Below are 22,952 nucleotides of genomic sequence, written 5' to 3' on the forward strand. Positions count from 1 at the left end.
GCTTTCCGATTGAATTCCGTCTACTGCGATTGGATACTGGAAAGACTTCTCACCGGGCCGCCGCTCTCCGCGTCCCAACCGCCTCAAGGAGGCCGCCGATGACCGCTCGCCGTGGTTGGTTCGTGGCCGCTCTGGTGCTGGTCGGGACGGTCGTCCCGATGGCCATTTCCCAAGACCCCGAAGCGATCAAGCAGCGGGACGAGCAAAAGAAGGTCAAGGCCCGCGTGGACGAAGCCGCCCGGCGCACGTCGTCCACGCTCGACGCCATGATGTTCCAGCGACTCGCCCCCAACGCCGAGCAGAAGATGCTCCGCGGCGTCGCCGACGACCTCCGCGGGCTGAGCCAGGAACAAATGGCCCAGGTACTCGCGCACCTGGAAAAAGCCGTGAACGCGCCGAACCCGGTGGCCGCGACCCAGGAACAAAAAGAGGCCTACGCGAAGCACCTGCGGATCGTGCAGCAGCTCAAGGTCATGCTCGGCCAACTCGACGTCATCAAGAACCTCGACGAAGCCGCCGAGCGGTTGGAACTCGCCGCCGAGAAGCAAATTAAGCTCGTCACCGCGGCGCACACCAACAGCACGCTGCCGGCGCGTTCCGGTTTCCGCATGGACGACCGCGAAGAACTCGCCATCGAGCAAGCCGACCTCCGCACGGAAGTGCTCGCGGTGTTCAAACAGGTGAAGCGCTTCATCGACGAGAAGCAACTCACCCCGGAACAACTCGCCCGCGTCGAAAAGGCCGAAGCTCACGCCCGCGGGATCAAACTCGCGGCCGACATGGGTAACACCGTACCGGCTCTTCGTGCCGGTAACTTCGTCGGTGAAGGCGGAGCAGTCGAGCGCCAGCGCCGGCACGCGAAGGAACTCAAAGACCTCGCCGCCGCACTCCGCAACCCGCCCGGCAACCGCATGGAGGCCCTGAAAGAGGCCCAGAAGCAGGTCGCGAAGGCCATCGACGCCCAGACGAAGGTGAACAAGGACACCGCCGAACAGCCCGAGCGCGTCGAACTGGAACGCCCGCGGCGCCCCGGGACCGACCCGAAGACCGTCCGCGCGAACGAACTCGCGAACGCACAGACTAAGGCCGAGTTCGCCACACGCGACGCGCGCAAGGCTGCCGAGAAAGCGGCCCCGGAAGTTGCCGACGCCCTCAAACCGGCCGAAACGCAGCAGTGGAAGGCCGAGGACAAGCTCCGCGACCGCGACATCCCCGGCGCCCAGGAGCCGCAGGAAAAGGCCCTCGAGGCACTGAAGGCCGCGAAGGACGAACTCGACCGCCAGATCGCCGCCGCGGAACTCGCGAAGGTCGATCCGCTGGCCGCGACCAAACAGGCCATCGAGCAGGTCGAACAGATCATCAAGGAACAGAAGGACACGAACGCCAAGACCGAAAAGGCCGCGGAGCAACCGAACCGCACCCCGGACGCGGCCAACGCCCAAAAGGACGTGGCCAAGAAGACCGACGATCTGCGCAACACCCCGCTCCCGCCGAACACCGACGCCAAGAAAGCGCTCGACAAGGCCGTGGACGCACAAAAGCAGGCCAGCAATAAGCTCGACAACAAGAAGCCGGTCGACGCCAAGCCGAACCAGCAGGAAGCCCTCAAAGCGCTGCAAGACGCCCGGGACGAACTCGAAAAGCAAGCGAAGGCCATCGAAGAGCGCCGCGCCGAGATCGCCAAATTGGACGAACTGAAGAACAAACTCGAAGAACTCGCTAAGAACGAAAAGGAACTGGCGAAGGCCGCGGACAAGGCCGCTTCGGACCCCAAGAAGCCCGAAACGGGCGACCTCGCCAAGAAGCAAGACGACCTCACGCCGCCGACGAAGGACGTGGGGATGGAACTCAAGGAACTCGCCCCGGACGCGGCCAAGAAGGTCGACGAGGCCACCACGAAGCAAGAGGGCGCGAAGAACGACCTCGCCATGAACATGCCGATGATGGGCGGCGAGAAAGCAATGGACGCAGCCAACAAACTGGCCGACGCCGCGAAAGAGGTTCAAAAGAAGCTCGACGAAAAGAAGAGCCAGGAAGCCGTGGACCAGGCCGCGCTGCAACCGAACAAGGTGGACCCGCAACAAGCAGCTCAGCAACTCGCCAAGGCCATCGAGCAAGCGAACATGGCCGCCGACAAAGCGAACATGGCCGACATCCCCATTGTTAACCCGATGATGGGCGACAAGGGCATGATGGACGACATGAACGACATGATGAACAAGAAGAAGCTGAGCATCCTGAAGCTTCAGAAGTACATCGCGAAGAAAGCGGCCGAACAAAAACTCCTTGATTCCGCGAAGGCCGCAGACTTGGCCGCCCAAGCGCTCGAAAAGGGCGATCTGCCAAAGGCCGTCGAGCACGGGTACAAGGCGCTCGACGAATTGAAAAAGGTCTGCGAAGCGAAGGAGAAAAATAAGAAGGCCCAACCGGACGAGAAAGGGCAGCCAGACGAGAATCGCTTGCAAAAGGACGAGAAGGGGGCAAACGACAAAGAGTTGCAACCCGAAGACAAGAAGCTGTTTGAAGAACTGGACGAAGACGGGTTGCCCGTGAATCCCACGCCCGAGTTCCTCGCCGAGCTGCAGCAGAAAATTCTCGAAGCAGCGAAGGCGCTCCAGCAGTCGCAGCAAGCAAACGCCGCGGCGCAAGCCGCGCTGCAACAAGCCCAGGCGAACGCGCCGATGGCCGTGCAGAACCAGTTGCAAAAGGCCGGTGAGCAACTCGGCAAGGCCAACGACCAGCTCCAACAGGGGCAACCCGGTCAGGCCGGGATGAACCAACAGCAAGCCGCCCAGGGGCTTCAACAGGCACTCGAAGCTCTCAACCAAGCAGCAATGGCCCAGGGCATGCAGGGTGCCCAACCCGGTATGGGGATGATGGCCCAGGCCGGCATGGGTATGAACATGGGAATGATGGGGATGGGGATGCAGCCCGGAATGGGCATGCAACCCGGTATGGGGATGCAGCCTGGCATGGGTATGCAGCCCGGAATGCAACCCGGCATGGGCATGAACATGGGCCAGCCGATGAACATGGGGGTGAGCGAAGGCGACGTGAATGGCAGCGACAAACTGAAGAACACCGGGTCCGCCGGGAACAATGCGACCGGTGACAGCAACTTCATCAAGTTGCGCAACAAGGACCGCGACAAGGTCCAGCAAACCGCCGATACTCAGTTCCCGGCCGAGTTCCGCGAGTTGATTAAGCAGTACAACATCAACATCAAGAACGGGAAACCGGCCGGGATGCCCCCGCTCCGGGAAGCGGGAAGTGACCCACAAGCCCCACGACCTGTAACGACCTTGAGGGCCGGGAACCGAACGTGTCGGTTCGCCGGCCTTCCGTCTCAATGACTCTTCGCGGAAAGCGCTGGTGTCCCGTCCCTGGCAACCGTTCGAGCCAATCGACCGGTTCCGCTAAGCGACAGAATGCAAGTGCCCTCCGGATCTCGTTCGCGGGAGCTTTCTATGCGCCGAACCGTCCTCGCGACCGTGCTCGCCGCTGCCCTCGGCGGCGTGTTCGCGGCCCCGGCCGCCACTCAACCGCCCGCGGCCGACGAGAAGCCGATGAGCGTTGTCCCCAAAGACAACGTGAAGATGGACGACGACACCAAGAAAGCGGTCGACAAGGCGCTCAAGTACCTCGCCGACAAACAGGAGTCCGACGGCTCCTGGGGGAACACGGCGATCACTGGGTTCGTGCTCCTCGCGTTCATGTCGAACGGGCACATGCCGACCCAGGGCGACCACGCCCGGGCGGTCGCGAAGGGCATCCGGAACCTGTGCTCCGTCGCGCGCGAGGACGGCTACCTGGTCGGCGCACGCGGCGGCAACATGTACTGCCACGGCATGGCCACGCTCGCGCTCACACAGGCCTACGGCACGACCGGCGACGAGGACGTGAAGAAGGTCACCAAGCGCGCCATCGACCTCATCAACAAGACGCAGAACAACGAGGGCGGGTGGCGCTACGACCCGGCCCCCACGGGCGCGGACATCTCGGTCACGATCATGCAGGTGATGGCGCTCCGCGGCGCGCAGGACGCGGGCATCCACGTCCCGGACCGGGTGATGAAGGACGCCATCAAGTACGTGAACCGCTGTTACGACCGGCGCACCGGGGGCTACAAGTACCAGCCCTTTTCGGCCGGCGCGGGCTACGCGCGGACCGCCGCCGGGGTGTGCGTGCTCCAACTGTGCGGCCAGTACGACGCGGACGAGATCAAGCAGGCGGTGGAGTACCTGGAAAAGGTGAGCGACGACCGCGCGCACTACTGGTACGGCCACTACTACGCCTGCCACGCGATGAACCAGATTGGCGGCGAGTTGTGGGAGAAGTACTACAAGCGGATGCGCGACAAGCTGCTCTCGCCGGGCTACCAGAAGGGCAACGGTGAGTGGTACGACTCGCGCCTCGAAGCGGCCTACGGCGCCTCGTACCAGACCGCCATCGCGGTGCTGATCCTCAGCGTGCCGACGCACTACTTACCGATCTACCAGAAGTAACCTACTGTGAAACGGCAGGCCGATTGGATTCATCCAATCGGCCCGCTGGCGTTTCGTGATTCACGATTCGTTTAAAAGCCTACTCGCTCCGCTCCACCGCATCGAGCCACACGCGGGCCGCGGCGTCACTGGGCATGCGCCAGTCGCCACGAGGCGAGACGCTCACCGACCCCACCTTCGGGCCGTCGGGCAGGCAGCTCCGCTTGAACTGGTTCGCGAAGAATCGTTTGAGGAACACCCGGAGCCAGTGGCGCAAGGTGTCCGCGGTGTACTCGCGTGAGAACTTTGCGTGCCCCGCCAAGAACAGAATCTTCTCGGGTTCCGCACCGAAGCGGAGGAAATGGTAGAGGAAGAAGTCCACCAACTCATACGGGCCGACCGTCGATTCGGTCGATTGCGCGATCTCGCCGCTCGCGGTCGTGGGCAATAGTTCCGGCGAAATCTCCGTGTTCACGATCTTGAGCAGCGTGTCTCGGGCGGGTCCGTCGAACTCGTTGTGCGCGGCCCACTCTACCAGGAACTTCACCAGCGTCTTCGGGATGCTCACGTTCGGGTTGTACATGCTCATGTGGTCGGCGTTGTAAGTGCACCACCCGAGCGCCAGTTCCGAGAGGTCGCCGGTACCGATCACGAACCCGGCGTTCATCAGGAGAGCGGTACGCACGCGGGCCTGCACGTTCTCGAATGTGAGGTCGCTGCGGTTGTCCGGCGCCAGCCGGAGCAGCCGTTCCGAGAGCGAGACCACGGTTTCGTTCTCGAGCCGGATGCCGAACGGGGCGTGCCCGAGCGCCCGCATCTGGTCCAGGCACATCGAGCGGATGTCGATCTCGCGCAACTGGATGTTGAGCGCCCGGGCGAGGTCGTGTGCGTTCGTCCGCGTGCCCGCGCTCGTGCCGAACCCGGGCATCGTGAGCGCGTGAACGCCGTCGCGCGGCACCCCCAGTTCGTCCATCGTCTTGCACACGACGAGCAGCGCGAGCGTGGAGTCCAGCCCGCCCGACACGCCGATGGAAACGGTCGGCAGCCCGACGTGCGAGAGCCGGCGCCCGAGCGCTGCGACCTGCGTCTGGAAGATGTCGCGGCAGCGGTCGTCGAGAGTGGCCGGGTCGGACGGGATGAAGGGGCTCGCGTCCACCGCTCGCACCAGTTTCGGCTCGCGCGCGGTAGCCTCCAAATCGAACGACAGTGTGCGATACTTCCCCAGGCCCAAGTCCGCGACGCGGTTGGCGTCATGGAACGTGTTCGTCTGGATGCGATCGTGCAGGAGCCGGTCGAGGTCGAGGTCGGTGACGAGCAACTGTTGACCGTGGCGGAACCGCTCGGACTCGGCGAGGATCACGCCGTTCTCGGCCACCATGCAGTGCCCGCCGAACACGATGTCGGTCGTCGATTCGCCCTCACCACAGCAAGCGTACACGTACCCGCTGATGCACCGGGCCGACTGCGAGCTGACCAACTGACGCCGGTACCCGGCCTTGCCGATCACCTCGTTGCTCGCGGACAGGTTCGCGAACACGGTCGCACCCATCAGCGCCTGAAGCGCGCTGGGGGCGACCGGCATCCAGAGATCCTCGCAGATCTCGACGCCGAGCGTGAACCCGTTCATCGTGCGGCAATCGAACAGCAGGTTCGTGCCGAACGGGACGCTCTGGCCGGCACACGACGCGGCGGAGAAGTTCGCGTTGTCGGCCGGGCAGAAGTACCGGGCGTCGTAGAACTCTTTGTAATTCGGCAGGTACGTCTTCGGGACGATCCCGAGCACCTTGCCCGCGTGGATGACCGCGGCGCAGTTGAAGAGCTGCCCCTCGATCGCGAGCGGCAGCCCCACCACCGCGACCCCGCGGAACACGGTCGCACCCTTCTCCACCACCTTCGCGAGCGCCTCCTCCGCGGCGCGCTGGAGCGACGCCAGGTGGAACAGGTCGTGACAGGTGTAGCCGGTCAGCCCGCACTCCGGGAACACGAGCAGGTTGACCCCCTGCCCCTCGGCCCGCGCCATGAGCGCGAGCGTGCGGTCCGCGTTGAACGGGCAATCGGCGACCCGCAGTTCCGGGCTGGCCGCCGCGACGCGAAGGAAACCGTTTATCTTCATGGCCACAAGGCACCAAGGGCGTTGATCCACCGGGCACCGAATCGGCCGTTACGACTACTGCCGGTCCAGTACCGCGAGATGTTCTAGCGGAATCGGGAACGGGTGATGAGGCACATACGCAACACCGGCAGCATCGAGATCCGCCCAGCACCCAATTTGTTCCGTGAGGTACACGAGGCCGAGCGCCCGATCAGGGGTAACCGTACCGGCGCCCCAACGTTGAGCGCGACCGGACTCGGCGGCCCGGCGGCACAGTTCCGGAACGTGATATTCGGTTCCGCCGAGCCACCCAGCGGCCCAGCAGTCTTCCGAAATGTCACTCATCGCGTTACCGAGCAATTGCAGTACCGAACGTCGGACCCCGTCGTCCATCGCTCGCCCTCCACCAACATTCTACCAAGTGCGCCCCCGTGCGCAGCGACCAGCGATGTGGCGAACGGGCAATTATTCCGTAGTCCCCACCGACAACCTCGCGCGGGCCTCCGCGACTTCAGCCGTGCGCATCGCGTTGAAGCGGCTCAGGTGTTCAGCTACCAACGGCGACGGCTCCCACCGCGTGTACCGCGCCCAGGTGCGTTCCGCGCGAGCCGCTTGAGTGCGGAAATCCTCCGAGTACACCACACGGCCCTGCTCGACTAGCTTCACGAACAGCGGTTCGCCGTCGATGTCCTCGCTCTTGTCCGCGACGACGAGCGTATCGCCGCGTGCGTACACGCGGACGTACCCCGGAATCGTTTCTTTACCCGGCGAATTAGAAAACTTCACGTTCGGCCGGTCCGCCGTCGCGGTGCGCTTGAACACCGCGCTCACGGTGTCGCGATGAACAAGCTTCCACCAGTACCCGCCCGCCCCCGGGAACAGCATCGTCGGCTCGATACCGGTCTGCGTGCGGAACACGTCGTAGACGCGGCGCACGCCGTCGGGGGTGACTTCGTCCTCGAAGACGATCACGCGCGGCGGGATACCGAGCGCCTTCATGCGCTGGAAGTACAGTACGCACTGCGCCGCGATGTCGCCGCTATCGACACGCACGCCCACGCGGTCGGTTTCTGGGTGCGTGCGAATCACCCGAAGTGCGTTCTCTAAGCCGACAGTTTCCGCGTCCACGAGGTCACAGAGCAGCGACGCGGTGCCCATCTTCGATACGAACCGGTCCATCATCTCATACTCGCTCGCCGCGAGTGTCTTATCGAACGACTGCGCGGCACACATCATTTCGTGACCGATCGTGCCGATCGATTTGAACAGCTCCGGCCACACGAACTCGGCCGTGTCGTTTGAAGTGAGTTGCGCGCCCCCCGATGTCCCGGCCCCGCCGACGAACCGCGCGAGGAGCAGAACGAGGTTGCACACCTCGACCGGCGCGGAGCGCAGCCCGAACTCGGCGTCGCGCGGGGTCGCTTCGCTCATGAGGCGGGCCTTGGTCGCCTGGATGATCGGCGCGAAGTAGCGGCACATCGCGGGTTCGAGGTAGGAAATCAGCCCGCCCGCGCCTTCAAAGGTGATACTCGGTACGCCGGCGAGGAACGTCTGCCCGCCGGGGAAGCCCCAAATGTCGATGGGTAACGTGAGGTCTTCACCCGGTTGCTGGAGTACCGCGTCCCACACTTCGGTCGGAAACGCTTTCGTTGCAGATTGGGTCGCGTACCACGCGCGTGACAGTTCGATGTCGGCTCGCTTGAGCGGCCGGTGGAACCACTGCGCGAGCATGGCTTCGTGCCCGGCCATGACGAGCCGATTGTTCGCGCCGACCTCGGGCAAACCCTTGCGGAACGTGAGGGTGTACGCCGCGCGCTGGAGCGCGATTTCGGGCACCGCGGTCCACATCGTGCGCTTGTACGTATCGGTCCCACCGAGCCACCCGCCGAGTAAGAACAACTTGGCGAAGAACTCGTCGCGCATCTCCTGGCGCTTCACGGCGAACGGGTCGGTGGACATTCGGGGTTCCATCGGGAGCAGTCGGTGTCAACATCCTACCGACCGCCGCCCCGGAACGCGACCCGCCGTCACTCGTTCGGCGCCACGTCGCCCGCGGCCCGGCTGTACAACGCGACGAACGCGGCCCCGGGTATGTTCTGGCGGAAGAACCGCACGGCCCCGTCACCCAAAAGAAAGTTCGCCCCGCCCGAGTGGAACGAATAGATCTCGTTCCCGTTGTGGCAGTTGATCGGGCTGGTCCCGTTGCACACCACCTCGATCGTGATCCGGTTCTCGGAATCGGCCCAGCGCTCGTTCCCGTTCATGATCCCGCCAGAAATGCGTTTCCCGTTCGCCCACGATTCCGGGCGCCCGCCGTCCTCGAACACCATAAATGTGTTCGAGAGTCCGTCACTGACCGCGCTCACCCGCACCGACTCGTTGCTCGCGCGGAAGAAACCGGTCCTCCAGTTCGTGTCGGTCGTGGTCGGTATCCCGAACTCGCTCTGCGTCACAGAAACCGATTCAGAAATGGGGTAATCGCACGCGAACATCCGGGACCGGGCCGGTGCGGACGGGCACACCAGAATCGTGATGTCATTTTCGACCGCGGGGACGTTCGAGGCGTGCGTGTACGGCAGGTTCAGATCGTACCGCGCCGCGACCGCGGTCTGCTCGATGTACGGCAACAGCCACACCACGTAGTTGTGGTAGTCCGCGCGCCAGCCGGGCGGGAACGTGTCGTGTGCGGAGAGGTAGTTGTGGAACGCGAGCCCGACCTGCTTCATGTTGTTCGCGCACTTAATCCGGGCCGCGGCCTCACGGACTTTCTGCACCGCGGGGAGTAAAAGCCCGATCAGGATCGCGATAATCGCAATCACCACCAACAGTTCGATCAGCGTGAACGCGCAACGATTGCGAGCAAGCGGGCGCATGACAGCCCCTCAATGGGTCAGGGCCGACGAACAAAAAGGCAACTATCAGTGAAACGAGCCGGCGCGCGGCACGCAACGGTGAAATGAGAAAATCGCGGTCCGTGTTACACAGCCGTCACGCTCACAGCACGAGTGCCGCGGCCAACCCGCAGCACAACGCGAGCAACAACATCAATCCCGCGAAAACGTACCCGAACTGCGACGCGGCCGACACGATCACCTCGCCTCGCGCCGCGGCCTCTTTGCGCATCTGCCGGTGCAACACCCACACAATGCTGAGCAGCACAACAATTGCGATCAAATCGAGCGCGGCACAGCCCAGCAGAACGAGAAACGCGGTACGCATCACTCGGCATCGACATTGAGCGACTTGATGATGGCGTTCAGCACGGGTTCGTTTTGCTCACGGTCGTACTCGCTCACTTGGGTGAGTAGTAACAACGGTCCCGCGAACGTGTCCATGCACCGCACGCGACAGTTTGTGGCCGTGTCGACCGTGAGGAAGTCCGCGTTGAAACCGATAGCCGGCTGCCCGCAAATCGTCTCCATCACTTCTTCCGAGTCCAGCTCCTTGTACTCGCCCTTCAGCGCCTCGAGCGTCTGGTCCGCGAGGTCACCCGGATCGCGGGCGTCGGGCTGAAGCGACATCATGAAGAACGCGGTATCCGGGCTGGACACGGTCACGGTCCAGCCGCCGCTTTCGGGGTCTTCGGCCTCGTCCACGGTCCAGTTCGTTGGGTAGCGAATGACGATACGGTCGCGCTCAAATGTGTTCATGCTCGTCTCCGAGCGAACGGCCGGTGTGAGCCGGTTGGTAGGCCCTCGTGCAACAGGCACGCTCCCACCAGCCGGCTCACGCCGGCCGTTCGCCTAAGAAATCCCCTCCTGCGTCTCCCGCACCAACTGGTCGACCACTGACCGCGTCGTGCCGGTTTGAGTGTACGTCTTCAGTTGGCGGTCGGCGCTGGAACCGCTTTCCAGAATCTTATACGCATACTCGATCTCCTTGCGCGTGCCGAGTTCGTCGATCACGTCGCGCAGGAACCAGTCGATCAGCTCGTGAATCAGCTCGCGGACCGGCACTTCTTTCTGTTTGCCGAGATCGAGCAACTTACCGTCCAGGCCGTACCGCACCGCGCGCCACTTGTTCTCCTCGATCAACTCGGTCGGGTACACGCGGAACGTCATGTTGTCGCGCCGGAGTTTCCACAGTTTCGCGATGATCGCCTGGAACAGCGCCGCGATGCACACCGCCTCATCCACTTTTGTGCAGACGTCGCAGATGCGGAATTCGAGAGTCGGGTAGCGGTGGTTCGGGCGCACGTCGTACCAGATTTTGGACCCGTCCGGGATGCACCCGGTTCGCGTCATCGTGTCCACCATGCCGCTGTACTCGCTCCAGTCAGTAAACAGCGGTGGGACGCCGGATCGAGGGAAGTGGCGGAAGATGATCGAGCGGTAGCTCTTCAGACCGGTGTTGCGCCCGGTCCAGAACGGCGACGACGTGCTGAGACACAAGATGTGCGGCGCGAAGTACCGGGCCACGTTCATCGCATCAATCAGGAAGTCGCGGTCCTCGATCCCGATGTGAACGTGCGTGCCGAAGATGAGCAACTGGCGCGCGAGATCCTGCATGTCGTTCTGAACGCCGAGGTAGCGCTCGAACGGCGTGATCTCTTGCTTCTCCCAATTCGAGAACGGGTGCGTACCGGCGGCCGCGATCACCAGCCCGTGCCGTCCCGCCAGTTCGCTGATGCTCCGACGCAGCTTCACCAGTTCGTTGCGGGCATCGTTCGGCGTCTGACAGATCTCGGTGCCCACTTCCACCATCGACTGGTGCAACTCGGCCTTGATCTGCTCCTTCAGGGTGACCTTGCCCTCGTCCAGAATCTGCGTGATGTACGACCTCAACTCCCCCGTCGCGGGGTCGATGATCTGGTACTCCTCCTCGATGCCGAGCGTGAGCGACGGGGCTTTCATAAAGAAGTTCCGAGTTACAAGTTTCCGAGTTCCGAGCCAGAGAGGTACCGTGTTGTAACTCGGAACTCGAAACTTTGGAACTTGGAACTTCGCGCTTCGCGTCAGCGGGGCTCAACGAGAAACGTCGGCACGGTGGACCCGCCGCCCGCGGTGACGTTGACGAGTTCCTCGGTCGAGATGCGCGTGAGACACCCGTGCATGAACGCCCCGAACGCGACGTAGGGGTTCGTGTCCAGCATCCGGTCGAGGACGTGGAGCGAATTGTTCTCGAAGCTCGGGAACGCCTCGTAGGGGAGCTTCACCTTCTGTTGGACGACGTAGGGCAGCGCGAGCGCGGTCTGGATCGCGTCGTCCCACGCGCGCTGGTCGACGAGCCAGCCGAGCACGATCCCCTTCCCGCCGTAGTCGTCGTTCGGCTTCAGCACGAGCCGGTCCTTGTTCGCCGACGCCCACGGCACGAGGTCGATCTCTACGCCGTCGATAGTGGTCTTTCGCGCCTCCATGACGCGCGTCCACGGAATGTGACGTGCGATCGCGGCTAGTTGTGACGGCGTGAACAGCGCTGCGTTCCGCTCATCGGACAGCACCGCGAGCGACGCCTTCTTGAACAGGATCTTGCACCGGAACGAGTTCACCATGCAGACCGCGCGGTCGCGCACCGCCTGCACAACGGGGTGATCGATCCCGCCGCGCTCGACCAGCTCGCTGATGAGTACGCGCTTGTAAATGAGCGTGATGTGGTAGTCGCCTGCCATGAGCTTGCCGTCGCGGTACTCCACCTCGCGCGGGTCCACGATCCGGGCCTCGATGCCCATCGCCTTGAAGTAATCGTAAAAGAGCACGAACTCGCTGAACGTGGGCACCTCGCGCCAGTCCAGGATCGCGATCCGCGGTGCGTCGGATACGTGCCCCTGCCACTGTTTGAACGAGTCCGTGAGCGCGTGCAACACACCGGGTTTCGCGGGGATCGGGTTCACGCGGAACCGGCGCTGGAACTCCTGGAACACTGGTACGCCGTAGAAAAGCTCGGCGAGCGCGTCGGAGTACCCGGCACCGGCGGGGGTTTCGGTGTTGAACTCGGTGAACAGCAACTCGTCGTCCGACGCGAAGAACGTGTCGAAGCGGCTCGTCGGGCTGGGGTCGGGGAACCCGGGGTCGATCCCGAGCAGTTGCTCTTCCCAGTCGAGCACGCGGAACTGCTGGCGAAAGGTTGGATCGGCCAGCGCGCGGTCGTACATCGTCTGGAACGCGGGGAGCAGCGTGCTTACCGTGTCGTGCAGTAGCCGGTACTGGGCCGGCGTCAAGAACCGCGGGCGCAACACGGTACACACGGGGCGCGTCCCGAAAAGCAGCCCGCGGAGCTGCTGCACCTTCTCCAGCGCGGCCTGCGAATCGGCCGCGAGCGCCGACCCGGACGCGAGCAGGTCGTGGTAGCAGGAAATGGCGTCGGACATGGCAACTCTCCGGGCGAACGGCCGGCGTGAGCCGGCTGGTGCCTCTCTGCGCGCTGAATTGGCGAACGGCGCGGCGTAAGCCCGCCGGTGGTGCCTTAAAAAACCGGCGGGCTTACGCCACGCCGCTCGCAACACAGTAACCAGCCGGCTCACACCGGCCGTTCGCCTAAAAGAGTTTGCCCCACTTCAATTCCGCCAACTGCGGGCGCGGGTTGAGTGCCTGGTCGATGACCAGATCGGCCATGTGCTTCACCACCCACTCGAAGTATTCGGGGGTGAGCGAGTTCACGTCCATGTCGGGCGCCGGGTTCATGAAGTCGATCGCGTAGGGCACGCCGTCCTTGATCGCCCACTCCACCGTGTTCATGTCGTAACCGAGCGCGTCGACGAGCTTCAGCGAGTCGTCGATCACGCGGTTCCGGAGCGCGGGCGTGAGGTAATTCTGGTCGGGAACGTACCGGCGATTGTTGGTGTCGTAGGGCATCGGGAGCACGAGGTTCCGGCCCAGGCACATGCACCGGACGTACTGGTCCCACTGGATGAACTCCTGGGCGATCATCGTGAGCAGCCCGGAGCTGTCGTAGTAGCGGATCAGTTCCTCGACGCTGTGGCACACGTACACCCCACGCCAGCCCCCGCCGTGGGCGTCCTTGAGGATGCACGGCAGCCCGACGTAGTCCGCGATCCCCTGCCAGTTAATGGGGTACTCGAGGTTCCGCAAGCTCTCCGTCTTCACGATGCCGGGAACGTAGTCCTTGTTCGGCAGCGCCATCGTCTTGGGGTGCGCGAGGCCGAGTTTCGCGCACAGCGACGCGCCGAAGAACTTGTCATCGGCCGTCCACATGAACGGGTTATTGATGACCGTTACGCCTTCGAGAACGGCGTGCTTCAGGTAGCTCCGGTAGTACGGCACCTCGTGTGAGATGCGGTCCACGAGCACACTGTACGGCACCGGCTCGTCCATCCGGGTGCCGCCGAGCTTGGCGAACTCCGCGACGACGCCCGCGTTCCGCCCGTTCACCTCGTCGATGAACCGCGGTGGGAACGACCACTCGCGCCCCACGATCACGCCGACACGTTTCACGTCATGCCCTCGGTGAATCAAGATTTTCGATCGCAGATTGCTGATTGCAAAACGGAGAAACGATCCGCGCCGAGTGCCTTCCAATCCGCGATCAAAAAACCGCAATCAATCGTGCCCACCAATATACATCCGAACCATGTCGTGCCACACGGGCCAATCGTGGGCCATGCCGTCCCACTCGCGCAGGGCGTTCCCGATTCCCTTGTCCCACAGTTTACCCGACAGTTCCCGGTTCTGGTTCAGTAAGCGGTCCTCGCGCCCCACCGCGAGAATGAGTTCCTGCTCGCGGAGCCGGTCCAGGCGCCAGGGGTCGTGTTCGTTCGGGATAAAGTCTACCGGGTTCTGCGAGTAAACGGTTTCGTTGTGGTATCCGCCCATGAACATCTTAATGTCGGTCAGCCCGCTCATGCTCAGAATGCGGTTTACCCGGTCCGGGTACCGCAGCCCCATCGACAGCGCGTGGAACGCCCCGAAACTCGCCCCGGCGAAGATCGTAAACGGGTGGTCGTTCCGCCATCGCGCCCACGGGAGCGCCTCGTTCATGACGTAGTTTGTGTACTGCTCGTGGCGCCACGCCCGGGCGCCGGGGTGCTCGTGGTAGGCGTACCAGCTCTCGGCGTCCACCGCGTCCAGGCACACGAGGTGCAGCCACCCGTTTTCGAGCGCGTGCCCCAGTGCGTGAACCAGCCCGCGGTTCTCCCACTCGAAGAAGCGCCCGCGCGACGTGGGGAACGCGATCACCCGCGCCCCGCCGTGCCCGAATTCAAGCAGTTCCATATCGCGGTGGAGCGCTGGACTCCACCAGCGGTGATACGCCCGGTGCATGAAGGCCCGAATCGCGGTGTGAAGAGAGGGGAGTTAGAGCGAGTATGCGAACCCGCGCGCCCTTCGGCAACGGCGGGACCGCTCAAACGCACGAGCGAATTGGTCAGCAGGGGCGCACAGCCTTACCGCGGCTTTTTCTTCTTGCGCTTCGGCGCCGCGAACAACTCCGCGAGCGCGAGGCTGAACCCCGGCAACACCTTTCCGCCACTGAGAATACCGGCCTCGTCCAGTTCCTTAAACTTCTTCGCCGAGGTGTACACTCGCGCCGTCTTCGCACGCGGGTCGATGGTCCACGCGAGCTTGCACCCGACCGCGAAAAACTCCGCGAGCTTCCGATCGATCTCGGCGACCGTGTTCGACGGGCTGAGAACCTCGACGACCAAGCCCGGTGCGACCGTCCAGAACGCTTCGTCGGCGGGAACCTCGTCGTTCGGGAACTCGGACCACGGGATAAACGTCACATCGGGCGCGCGAACGAGATTCTCGCCCAATCGAATGAATCCCGCTTCACCGAGCGTGACGCCCAGATCGCCGGCTTCTACGTGAGCAGCGATCAACCGGCCGATGTATAGTCCCAGCAGCGATTCGAGCGTCCCCATCGGCTTCTCCACGAGGACGCCGTCGATTAATTCACAGACCGGCTTGCCCGCGCGCGCCAGATCGCTTTCCGTCGCGCTGCCCGGCGACGGGCGCATGCGGATGCGGTTCAGCGGGATGCCGCCGAGCTGTGCGTGCAGGTCCGCAAAGGAGTACGGTGCCTCCGTCGCCGTCACCATCCGCTGGCCCTCGAAACGAAAGAAATGGGGGCTTCACGCCCCCCGCTCGCCAGCCCCGATTGTATCACGCTGCGGCGAACTTATCGCGGAGCTTGTCGAGGTACTTCTTGCTCTGTGCGGTCACGTCCCAGGCGTGCGGCCAGAAGCACAGGTCCACGCACCACCAGTCGTGCGGTACCTCGGCCTTCAGGAGCGCCGGGGCGAGCTTGTCGAAGTCGAGTTTGCCGGTGCCGAACGGGTTGTGCGTCGAGGTGTTGTGCTCGTTCAGGCTGCCGTCACTGTCGATCACGTGGACGTGGGTGATCTTACCCTTCAGTTTCTCAAGCAACTCCAGTTCACCGCCCGGGAGCGTTTCCTTGGTGCCGGTCTGGTTCGCCGCGACCACGGCGCACATGTGCGCGTGGCAGGTGTCGTAGAGCACGCCGAAGTTATTGTTCCCCTTCGCCCGTACCATGTCGACCAGGCGCACAATTTCCGAGGGCTTGTTGAACGCGAAGCCCGGCTCGAACTCCCAGCAGATGTTCATGCCGTAGTCCGCGGCTATCTTGCTCGCCTTGTCCCACGCGGACGCGATCCGCTCCATCCCCTTTTCCGCGCCGAGTTCTTTTCCTTCTTTTTCAAAATAATCCGGCGCAATCACTGTATCGACCCGGATCGTCTTAACATCGAGGTCCGCGGCGAACGCGCACCACCCGAGGAACGCCGTTAGGTACGCGGCCGGGTTCTCGTCAACAATGGAGGTACCAGGATTCTTAAAGGCCCACAGGTCCACTGCGATCCCCGAGAGCGCTAACCCGTGATCGGCGATCTCTTTACGGAGTTTTTGGCGGCTGGCCTTTGTCGGGTGCGACACGGGGCTGGGGTGCGGGCCGAAGCTGCCCAGTTCCACGCCGTCGTAACCGAGATCCTGAAGCTTGTGCAGAATGACGTGGAAGTCGTTCGTCGGTTGTTCCTGGTTAAATAAATACGCCCACGTGCCGATCGAGATGCGAGCCTTCGCCATGACGGAACCTCTGGTGACATTGGGAGAAGCGTAACGGCGGTCCGGTGCAAGTGATTATAGCGAGCGTCCCTCAAACCATCCGACCTCGACTCGCTCCACCGCACCCACTATGTTCCTCATTCCCTCGGCGCGGGACTCTGTTCTATGCTGGTGCATTCGACAGAAGATCGCGCCGGGATCAGGGCGCCGGAAGCTCGGTTCTAGCCGCGACTTTCGGCGCTGGCAAGAAGTATCCGGAGCGCGCACGCCGATTTCACGCCCGAGCGCCCGACGGCAGCAACCCAGACGAAGAAATGCCAAATTTTGGCCGTCGGGCGCAAGTTAATCCCCCCGGACGCGAACTATTGGGAAACTACCGTGTCTGTCTGGTGGGAGTCGGTAGGAAAGGAAAATGAGGATCATGACTATCACCGGTAGCAAATGCACCGCGACACTTACTCCGCAACGGGCCGCCAAGCGGGTCGTTCTGGCCGGCCGGTTCGCGCTCGGAGCGAACGTGGCCGACCACTTCCGCAAGCTGGGCTGGGAGGTTCACACGGTTAACGCCGATCACGATGTTCACGCCACCGCCGCGGAGACCGATCCGCACGCGGTTCTGCTCCCCGAAAACACCGGGGAAGAGAGCGGGTACCTCGCCTGCGTCAAACTGCGCCAGACGCTGCCCGACTTGAAAGTCGTGGTGGTCGGTTCGGAGCGCACCGCGGGCCGCGAGAAGTTCGCCGAGTTCGTCGGCGCGAAGTTCGTGACCGAGGCCGACGGCGTGGGCCGATTCGTCACCGCGATGTCGTAAATTGTCTGCAAAAAGTCGTCGGCCGGTTCGCGCCGGCTGATGAAAACTCCGCGCCCAGCGCAACGAGTTCTCATCAGCCGGCGCGAACCGGCCGACGACTTTTTGCAGACAATTACGCTTCCACTTCAAAAATGCACTCGATCTCGACGGCGATGTTCCCCGGCAGCGAGTTGTGGCCGACCGCGCTCCGCGCGCCGACGCCGTCGTCGCCGAACACGTCCTTCATCAGTTCCGAGAAGCCGTTGATGACCTTCGGCTGCTCGAGGAAGTCGTCGGTGCAGTTCACCATGCCGTAGGTCTTCAGCAGTTTCTTCACCTTGTCGAGCGAACCGAGTTGCTCCTTGATGGTCGCGAGGATGGCCAACCCCGTCTGGCGCGCCGCCTCTTTCCCCTGTTCGGTGTTCAGATCCTTGCCGACGCGCCCGGTAATCAGCGTCTTGTCGGCCTTGAGCGGGCCGTGCCCGGACACGAACAGCAGGTTGCCGAACTTCACCGCGGTCTTGTACACCGCGACCGGCTTCGGTGCCGGCGGGAGCGTGAGGTGCAGTTCTTGAACGCGCTTTTCTGGGGTGCTCGACACGGGTGAGCCTCCATCGAGTTAGGTGACTGGCATAGTGATAATCGCCCGATCCGTGCGGGGCAAGCGCCGCCCTCCTCCAAACCAAGCGGTCGCGGCTCGTCTCCTGGAAAAAGAAACGCCCCCGGAAGCTGGCGCTCCCGGGGGCGTGCGAGTCGGCGGACGGGTGTGGTTCACTTCACGCGGTTACTTCATGAGCATGGTCGCGCCGATGTAGACGGCGATCATCAGCACGATCGCTATTGCGGCCAGCCCGATCGCCCCGGTGTTGTTCTTGCGCTCCGGCACTTCCTCGGCCCAAGCGTCCGCGAGTTCTGCCTCGTCCTCCTCGATAACCGGGGCGGGCGGCGGGGCGGCCTTCACGGGCTTCGGTTCGGGCCGGGTGCTCGTGGCGCTACGAGTCGGGAGCTTCGGCAGCGCGCTGCGTGCGCCCGCGGGCGGGGTGTTGATCGGCACGCCGGCTCCGGTGTCGTTCTCGTCCGGAACGGGCAGTTGGAACGAGGCCCGGCCCGGGAGGTTCGCGCTCACCGTGGAGCGGGGCGGTTGCGGGGTCTGTGTGTTCGGTGTGACCGGGCCGGACTGCGGTTTGGGAATTGGGCGGGCGCCGGAACTCGGCGAGGGTTTGTTCGGAAGGGTGATGCGCGATCCGGGGTTCGACCGGCCCGGCAGACCGGGCATGTGGCCGCTCGAACGGTTCCCGAGGCCGGCGGCTCCCGCGCGGCTCCCACCCGGGATGCCGCCGGGGATCTGGTTGAGGTCGCCCAGGAACGGCTCCAGCGCTTCGACGACTTCGTCGCACCCGCTGTAGCGCCCTTCGGGCGCCTTCGCCATCAACCGCTGCACGATCTCTTCGAGGCCGGGCGGGACGTTCGGGGCCAGTTCGCGGATCGGCGTCGGCTCCTTCGTCTGGTGGGCCATCATCTTCTCGACGGCCGACCCTTCCGGGAACGGCACGTGGCCCGTGAGCGCGTAGTACAGGACGCAGCCCAGGCTGTACTGGTCGCCGGCCGGGGTCCGGTTGGTCGGCTCCATGATGCTTTCGGGGCTGGCGCAATCCAGGCCGCTCGTCAGCGTGTTCGCGGTGGACATCGTGTCCACGAGGCTCTCGCCCTCGTTCTCGACCAGCAGCGACCCGATGCCGAAGTCGAGCATCCGGGCCTGGTTGTCCGAGCCGATCATGACGTTCGACGGCTTCACGAGGCCGTGGAACAGGTTGCTCTGGTGAGCGATCGTCAGCCCCTGCGCGATCTGCACGCCATAGAGCGCGACTTGGTTCGGGGGCAGTTTGCCGTTGTGTTGGATGATCGCGTCGAGCGTGGTGCCTTCAACGAGGGGCCACGCGAGGTAGTGCAGCCCGCCGGCGGTACCCACGTCCACGAACGGGACGACGGCCGGGTGCGTGAAGCTCCCGAACGACCGCACCTGGCGCCGGGCCAGCCGGACGTTCCACATGCTGCGCCGCGGGAGCACCTTCACCGCGTAGTGATTGTTGTCGTTCTTCGAGCTGGCCTTGTAGACCTGCCCCATGCTCCCGGCGCCGATCGCGTCGAGGAGCACATACGGCCCGAGCACGAGGCCCTGGCTCTTACCGTTCAGAATTCGCTCGGCCTGGAACGCGGTCAGAGTGCCCTGGTCGACGAGGAACTCGGCCAGGGACGGGGCTTCCGCACGGGGGTTGCGCTTGAGGAACTCGCCGACGATCTGATCGAGCGGGCCGCGGTCGATGAGCCCGCTGCGCCGCAGGTCCCACACGAACCACTCGCACGCTCCGAGGTCGCTCGTCACCATTGGGAATTCGTCCTTCGAGAAGCCGGTGCGGACCGGCAAATTGGTCGGGTCGGGGTGCGGTTTCGACCCCGCACGACGGATTCGCGTTCCGCCACACCGGGATCGCGGCACGCAAAATTAGGACGAGTTTTGCCCCTGTCAAACTACCGCCGTCCCGTTTTCAGGTGTAACCAGACCCACTATTCTGAGCAGAACGAACGGTAACGTCGGAGCCGGCGCGCCCCCGATCGGGTCGCGCGATTCGCCCCACGACACCATTGTAACTCCGACAACCGCTATCGTCGGCTCTCAATTTCCGCCCCAAGGTGACCGAAAATGCCTCTCGATCCCTACGTCTCGTGCCCGTGCGGCAGCGGGAAAAAGTTTAAATGGTGCTGCGCCCCCTACTTCGAGACCGTCGAGAAGGCGTTCGACCAAGAGGAGCAGGGGCAACACGACGCGGCGCTTCAGACCATCAAGGGGCTGCTCACGACCCACGCCACTAACCCTTCGGTGTGGCTGTACTACGCCCAGTTCCTCTACAAGGCGGGCGCGGCGGAACTCGAAACCGCGGCACGCGGTCCTGCGGCGCGCAGGGTGGCGGGCGCGAATGAACCGCCACCCGGGTACACCCAGAAGTTCGAGCAGGCAGAAGAAGCGCTGTCCAAAGCGCTGGAACTGAACCCGAACTTCGGGATGGCGTATTTCCTCCGCGGGCAGTTCCGCGAGAACGAGGGCGAACTCATCGGGTCGCTCCTGCTCTACCGTAAGGCCGCGGAAGCCTACGACCCGGAAGCGCACGACCAGATCGCGGCCGTGTACGTCAAGATTTACCAGAGCGAGTCGATGCTGAACCGCCCGGTCGCCGCGCGTGCGGCACTGGAGCGGGCCGCCCACGTGCAACCGGCTGACGCCGAACTGCGGGCGCAACTCGACGGCGAATTCGGCCCGGACGGTCCGTTCCCGGCCGCGGCGTGCAAGAAGTACACGTTCCGCCCGACCGCGAAGCCGGTTCCCGAAAGCGCCGCGACCGGTAAACTCTCCGACGCCCGCAAAGCGTTCGAGAACCTGACCTCCGTCACCCCGGACGACCCCGCCGCGTGGTTCAACCTGGGGCTCGTGTTCGCGTGGCTGGGTGAACAGCCCAAGGCCGTGGCCGCGCTCGTGAAGTCGATCGAACTGGAAACGGACGACTACCGCGCGGAAGAAGCGGGCGCGCTGGCGGAAGTGCTCCGGTGCGGGTTCGGGATGGAGAACGACTCCGACCACCTGGGCCACTCGTTCGTGCTGCCGATCCGCGACCAGAACGCGGTGATGCGCCTGCTCGGGGCCTACGAACAGGCCGGTAAGCTCCGCGGCGCCCAGGTCGACCAGGAGCGTGGCATCCTGTTCGGGCTGATCGTCGAAGAGATCCCGTCGCTGCTCACGGTCGGCACGGTGAACCTGGCCCGCATCACGGCCCGCGTTACGGTGCTCATCGGCCAGGGCATCGTCCGGCTCAGCCACCCGAACCGCGAATCGGTGGCGCGCGTAGCCGACGAGCTGCGCACCGCGCTGCAACTGGCCGTCGAGCAACCGGTCGAGAGCACCAACCCGCTAAACTTCCGCGACGTGGTGCTGGAAGCCCTGGCGCAGCCGGCCGGGTCCGGGGACGAGGCCATGCTGGAGGCCAAGCTCCGCGGGCACGCGACCAACTACTTCGAGAACCTCTGGATTCACAAGCCGCTGAAGGCGCTCTCCGGGAACAACGCGATCGACGCGATGGGCAGCAAGGTGCTGCGCAAGCACGTGTTCGGCGTGGTGAAGTTCCTCGAAGACTGCCTCAAATCGGCCCTGCCGCACAAGCGAGTCGGCGAAGAAGCCGTCCCGATCGAGGTTTACGACTTTGCGCAGCTCCGGCACAAGCTCGGCATGGAGTACGTGAGCGCGGCCCCGCCGCAAGTTCACGTCCCTGTCGACGCGCCAGCCGAAGCGAAAGCGGCCCCCGAAGCCCCGCGTCAGCCGGAAGCACCGCCCGCTCCGAAGAAGCGCGACATCGGCTCGATGAACACGTCCGAACTCGCGGCCCTGGACTTGGCCGCGCTGTCTGTAGGCGAACTGGAACAGGCGATGCTGACGGCCGTGAAGCTCGACGCCCGCGAACTGGCGGTCGCGCTCGCACAGGCCGGGTTGCTGAAGCCGTTCGACGCGACCACCCCGGACCGCTACCGACTGTACGCGACGGCGATCACCGGCGCTGCAGCGACCGGCGACACGGCACGTGCTGTGGAACTCATCGACCAGGGCACGAAGTACGACGCGGACCACAACGGCGGACACCGCGCGACCGAGTACAAGCTCCGCAAGGCCCAACTCTACGTGAAGTCGAAGGAGGCGGAGAAGGCCGCGGCCGAGTTCGAGGCGCTCGTCGCGATGCACCCGGACGAGGGCAAGTTTTACACGACCGCCGCGGAAGAAATGCTCCGGATGAAGAACGGGGCGAAGGCGCTGCACTTCGCCGAAGGCGGACTCGAAACCGCTCGGCGCACTGGTAACCGCGACCTCGAAGGGCACTGCTCGGAACTCGTCGCCGCCGCGCGCAAGGCGACGTGAGGCTGAGTAGCTAAGAGATTGGCCACAAAAAGGCACAAAGGGCACAAAAAAAAGCCGAAAACCAGAAGGTAGAAATGCTTGGTGCTCGGTTTTCTTTTGTGCCCTTTGTGCCTTTTTGTGGCCAATCTGTTTTCGTTTCTCTTGTCCGACCCGCACCTCTGCTTCGCGTGTCCTTTCGTGGTTGACCTCGTTGCGTTTCTGCTCCAACTCCTGTTCGTATCACGCGGTACAGCAATTCGTGTGCGTGCCCCTTTAATTTTGGCTCGTGGCGAGCGAACAATAGAGTGAACTCGGGTGTCAATAGGGACACGATTCCCGGCACATACCTCATACCGGGGAGGCATCCGATGCCTGCTTACGTTGCTACATCTGTTCGCACACTGCTGCTCGCGGTCGCGCTGATTTTCGCCGGCTCAACGGCGACTGCTACGCCACAAACCGAACAAGCACAACCGACAGCGCGCGCGACCGCCCGCACCAAAGCCGAACCGGGTGCTGAGCGCGAAGACCCGCCGCTCGACGGCATCCTGATTATCCTGGGCATTATCGGCCTGGTGATCCTCATCGCGTGGATCGGCAGCCGCATCGGTGACAACCGCTCGCACGTCACGAACTGACCCGTGGGGCCACATGTGCCCCACAGCGGCTCGTCCCT

The 22,952-nt window shown here is 63.9% G+C and carries 19 protein-coding genes; 5 read left to right on the forward strand and 14 right to left on the reverse strand.

All coding sequences use genetic code 11. The features are described 5' to 3' along the window. Positions 1–98 precede the first annotated feature (98 nt). Together VT84_RS30695 and VT84_RS30700 are read left to right on the forward strand one after the other, a co-directional pair. On the forward strand, positions 99–3,353 hold the full coding sequence (locus tag VT84_RS30695) for a hypothetical protein (RefSeq protein WP_082842197.1): 3,255 nt from the start codon (positions 99–101) through the stop codon (positions 3,351–3,353). A gap of 114 nt (positions 3,354–3,467) precedes the next feature. Beyond that, positions 3,468–4,505, forward strand: coding sequence for a prenyltransferase/squalene oxidase repeat-containing protein (locus VT84_RS30700; RefSeq protein ID WP_052556930.1), 1,038 nt, complete (start codon positions 3,468–3,470; stop codon positions 4,503–4,505). Positions 4,506–4,584: 79 nt separating this feature from the next. Here VT84_RS30700 and VT84_RS30705 read toward each other — a convergent pair whose 3' ends face one another. The 12 genes from VT84_RS30705 to VT84_RS30760 all read right to left on the reverse strand — a co-directional run bounded on the left by VT84_RS30705 (position 4,585) and on the right by VT84_RS30760 (position 16,571). After that, a complete protein-coding gene (locus tag VT84_RS30705; protein ID WP_082842198.1) occupies positions 4,585–6,597 on the reverse strand; it encodes an NAD(+) synthase in 2,013 nt (670 codons plus the stop codon). Between the two features lie 54 nt (positions 6,598–6,651). Next, positions 6,652–6,969, reverse strand: a complete 318-nt coding sequence (locus VT84_RS30710; RefSeq protein ID WP_052556935.1) for a hypothetical protein — start codon at positions 6,967–6,969, stop codon at positions 6,652–6,654. 72 nt (positions 6,970–7,041) lie between these two features. After that, a complete protein-coding gene (locus tag VT84_RS30715) occupies positions 7,042–8,535 on the reverse strand; it encodes a hypothetical protein (protein ID WP_082842199.1) in 1,494 nt (497 codons plus the stop codon). Between the two features lie 68 nt (positions 8,536–8,603). Further along, positions 8,604–9,449 (reverse strand): DUF1559 domain-containing protein, encoded by an 846-nt coding sequence (locus VT84_RS30720; RefSeq protein ID WP_082842200.1) that lies wholly within the window; start codon positions 9,447–9,449, stop codon positions 8,604–8,606. Positions 9,450–9,570: 121 nt separating this feature from the next. Continuing rightward, the gene (locus tag VT84_RS30725; protein WP_082842201.1) at positions 9,571–9,795 is read right to left on the reverse strand and encodes a hypothetical protein; all 225 of its coding nucleotides are present in this window, start codon (positions 9,793–9,795) and stop codon (positions 9,571–9,573) included. Beyond that, positions 9,795–10,226 (reverse strand): hypothetical protein, encoded by a 432-nt coding sequence (locus VT84_RS30730; protein WP_082842202.1) that lies wholly within the window; start codon positions 10,224–10,226, stop codon positions 9,795–9,797. Before VT84_RS30730 ends, VT84_RS30725 begins: the two co-directional genes overlap by 1 nt. Before the next feature lie 93 nt (positions 10,227–10,319). Further along, entirely contained in the window at positions 10,320–11,429 is a 1,110-nt protein-coding gene (locus VT84_RS30735; RefSeq protein ID WP_082842203.1) for a carboxylate-amine ligase, read from the reverse strand. A gap of 101 nt (positions 11,430–11,530) precedes the next feature. Next, on the reverse strand, positions 11,531–12,883 hold the full coding sequence (locus tag VT84_RS30740) for a hypothetical protein (protein ID WP_082842204.1): 1,353 nt from the start codon (positions 12,881–12,883) through the stop codon (positions 11,531–11,533). Between the two features lie 166 nt (positions 12,884–13,049). Beyond that, on the reverse strand, positions 13,050–13,967 hold the full coding sequence (locus VT84_RS30745; protein WP_239465503.1) for a RimK family alpha-L-glutamate ligase: 918 nt from the start codon (positions 13,965–13,967) through the stop codon (positions 13,050–13,052). 105 nt (positions 13,968–14,072) lie between these two features. After that, positions 14,073–14,744, reverse strand: a complete 672-nt coding sequence (locus VT84_RS30750) for an esterase family protein (protein ID WP_204249668.1) — start codon at positions 14,742–14,744, stop codon at positions 14,073–14,075. A gap of 170 nt (positions 14,745–14,914) precedes the next feature. Then, positions 14,915–15,568 (reverse strand): Uma2 family endonuclease, encoded by a 654-nt coding sequence (locus VT84_RS30755; RefSeq protein ID WP_082842205.1) that lies wholly within the window; start codon positions 15,566–15,568, stop codon positions 14,915–14,917. Between the two features lie 64 nt (positions 15,569–15,632). Further along, complete coding sequence (locus tag VT84_RS30760; protein WP_082842206.1) at positions 15,633–16,571, reverse strand: sugar phosphate isomerase/epimerase family protein; 939 nt, start codon at positions 16,569–16,571, stop codon at positions 15,633–15,635. 391 nt (positions 16,572–16,962) lie between these two features. On the opposite strand from VT84_RS30760, the gene VT84_RS30765 reads away from it, so the two are divergent. Then, positions 16,963–17,361 (forward strand): hypothetical protein, encoded by a 399-nt coding sequence (locus VT84_RS30765; RefSeq protein WP_157470016.1) that lies wholly within the window; start codon positions 16,963–16,965, stop codon positions 17,359–17,361. Positions 17,362–17,473: 112 nt separating this feature from the next. Here the strand turns inward: VT84_RS30765 and VT84_RS30770 are convergent, their stop codons facing one another. Then, positions 17,474–17,941: a RidA family protein gene (locus tag VT84_RS30770; RefSeq protein ID WP_052556963.1), complete on the reverse strand. Its 468-nt coding sequence runs from the start codon at positions 17,939–17,941 to the stop codon at positions 17,474–17,476. A 183-nt stretch (positions 17,942–18,124) separates the two neighbouring features. Then, positions 18,125–19,726 carry a serine/threonine protein kinase gene (locus VT84_RS30775; protein ID WP_082842208.1) on the reverse strand — a complete coding sequence of 534 codons (1,602 nt, stop codon included), beginning with the start codon at positions 19,724–19,726 and terminating at the stop codon, positions 18,125–18,127. A gap of 315 nt (positions 19,727–20,041) precedes the next feature. Between VT84_RS30775 and VT84_RS30780 the strand changes: the two genes are divergently transcribed. Then, positions 20,042–22,297, forward strand: coding sequence for a tetratricopeptide repeat protein (locus VT84_RS30780; RefSeq protein WP_082842209.1), 2,256 nt, complete (start codon positions 20,042–20,044; stop codon positions 22,295–22,297). Between the two features lie 347 nt (positions 22,298–22,644). Continuing rightward, positions 22,645–22,914 carry a hypothetical protein gene (locus VT84_RS30785; RefSeq protein ID WP_082842210.1) on the forward strand — a complete coding sequence of 90 codons (270 nt, stop codon included), beginning with the start codon at positions 22,645–22,647 and terminating at the stop codon, positions 22,912–22,914. The last annotated feature ends 38 nt before the right edge of the window (positions 22,915–22,952 follow it).

It is taken from the genome of Gemmata sp. SH-PL17, from assembly GCF_001610855.1.
GTDB lineage: Bacteria > Planctomycetota > Planctomycetia > Gemmatales > Gemmataceae > Gemmata > Gemmata massiliana.

Coding starts and splice junctions, on each gene's coding strand:
- VT84_RS30705 (WP_082842198.1), bottom strand. CDS start 6,597: ATGAAGATAAACGGTTTCCTTCGCGTCGCGGCGGCCAGCCCGGAACTG.
- VT84_RS30765 (WP_157470016.1), top strand. CDS start 16,963: ATGAGGATCATGACTATCACCGGTAGCAAATGCACCGCGACACTTACT.
- VT84_RS30775 (WP_082842208.1), bottom strand. CDS start 19,726: ATGGTGACGAGCGACCTCGGAGCGTGCGAGTGGTTCGTGTGGGACCTG.
- VT84_RS30730 (WP_082842202.1), bottom strand. CDS start 10,226: ATGAACACATTTGAGCGCGACCGTATCGTCATTCGCTACCCAACGAAC.
- VT84_RS30740 (WP_082842204.1), bottom strand. CDS start 12,883: ATGTCCGACGCCATTTCCTGCTACCACGACCTGCTCGCGTCCGGGTCG.
- VT84_RS30780 (WP_082842209.1), top strand. CDS start 20,042: ATGCCTCTCGATCCCTACGTCTCGTGCCCGTGCGGCAGCGGGAAAAAG.
- VT84_RS30735 (WP_082842203.1), bottom strand. CDS start 11,429: ATGAAAGCCCCGTCGCTCACGCTCGGCATCGAGGAGGAGTACCAGATC.
- VT84_RS30715 (WP_082842199.1), bottom strand. CDS start 8,535: ATGTCCACCGACCCGTTCGCCGTGAAGCGCCAGGAGATGCGCGACGAG.
- VT84_RS30710 (WP_052556935.1), bottom strand. CDS start 6,969: ATGGACGACGGGGTCCGACGTTCGGTACTGCAATTGCTCGGTAACGCG.
- VT84_RS30725 (WP_082842201.1), bottom strand. CDS start 9,795: ATGCGTACCGCGTTTCTCGTTCTGCTGGGCTGTGCCGCGCTCGATTTG.
- VT84_RS30760 (WP_082842206.1), bottom strand. CDS start 16,571: ATGGCGAAGGCTCGCATCTCGATCGGCACGTGGGCGTATTTATTTAAC.
- VT84_RS30700 (WP_052556930.1), top strand. CDS start 3,468: ATGCGCCGAACCGTCCTCGCGACCGTGCTCGCCGCTGCCCTCGGCGGC.
- VT84_RS30755 (WP_082842205.1), bottom strand. CDS start 15,568: ATGGTGACGGCGACGGAGGCACCGTACTCCTTTGCGGACCTGCACGCA.
- VT84_RS30785 (WP_082842210.1), top strand. CDS start 22,645: ATGCCTGCTTACGTTGCTACATCTGTTCGCACACTGCTGCTCGCGGTC.
- VT84_RS30720 (WP_082842200.1), bottom strand. CDS start 9,449: ATGCGCCCGCTTGCTCGCAATCGTTGCGCGTTCACGCTGATCGAACTG.
- VT84_RS30750 (WP_204249668.1), bottom strand. CDS start 14,744: ATGGAACTGCTTGAATTCGGGCACGGCGGGGCGCGGGTGATCGCGTTC.
- VT84_RS30695 (WP_082842197.1), top strand. CDS start 99: ATGACCGCTCGCCGTGGTTGGTTCGTGGCCGCTCTGGTGCTGGTCGGG.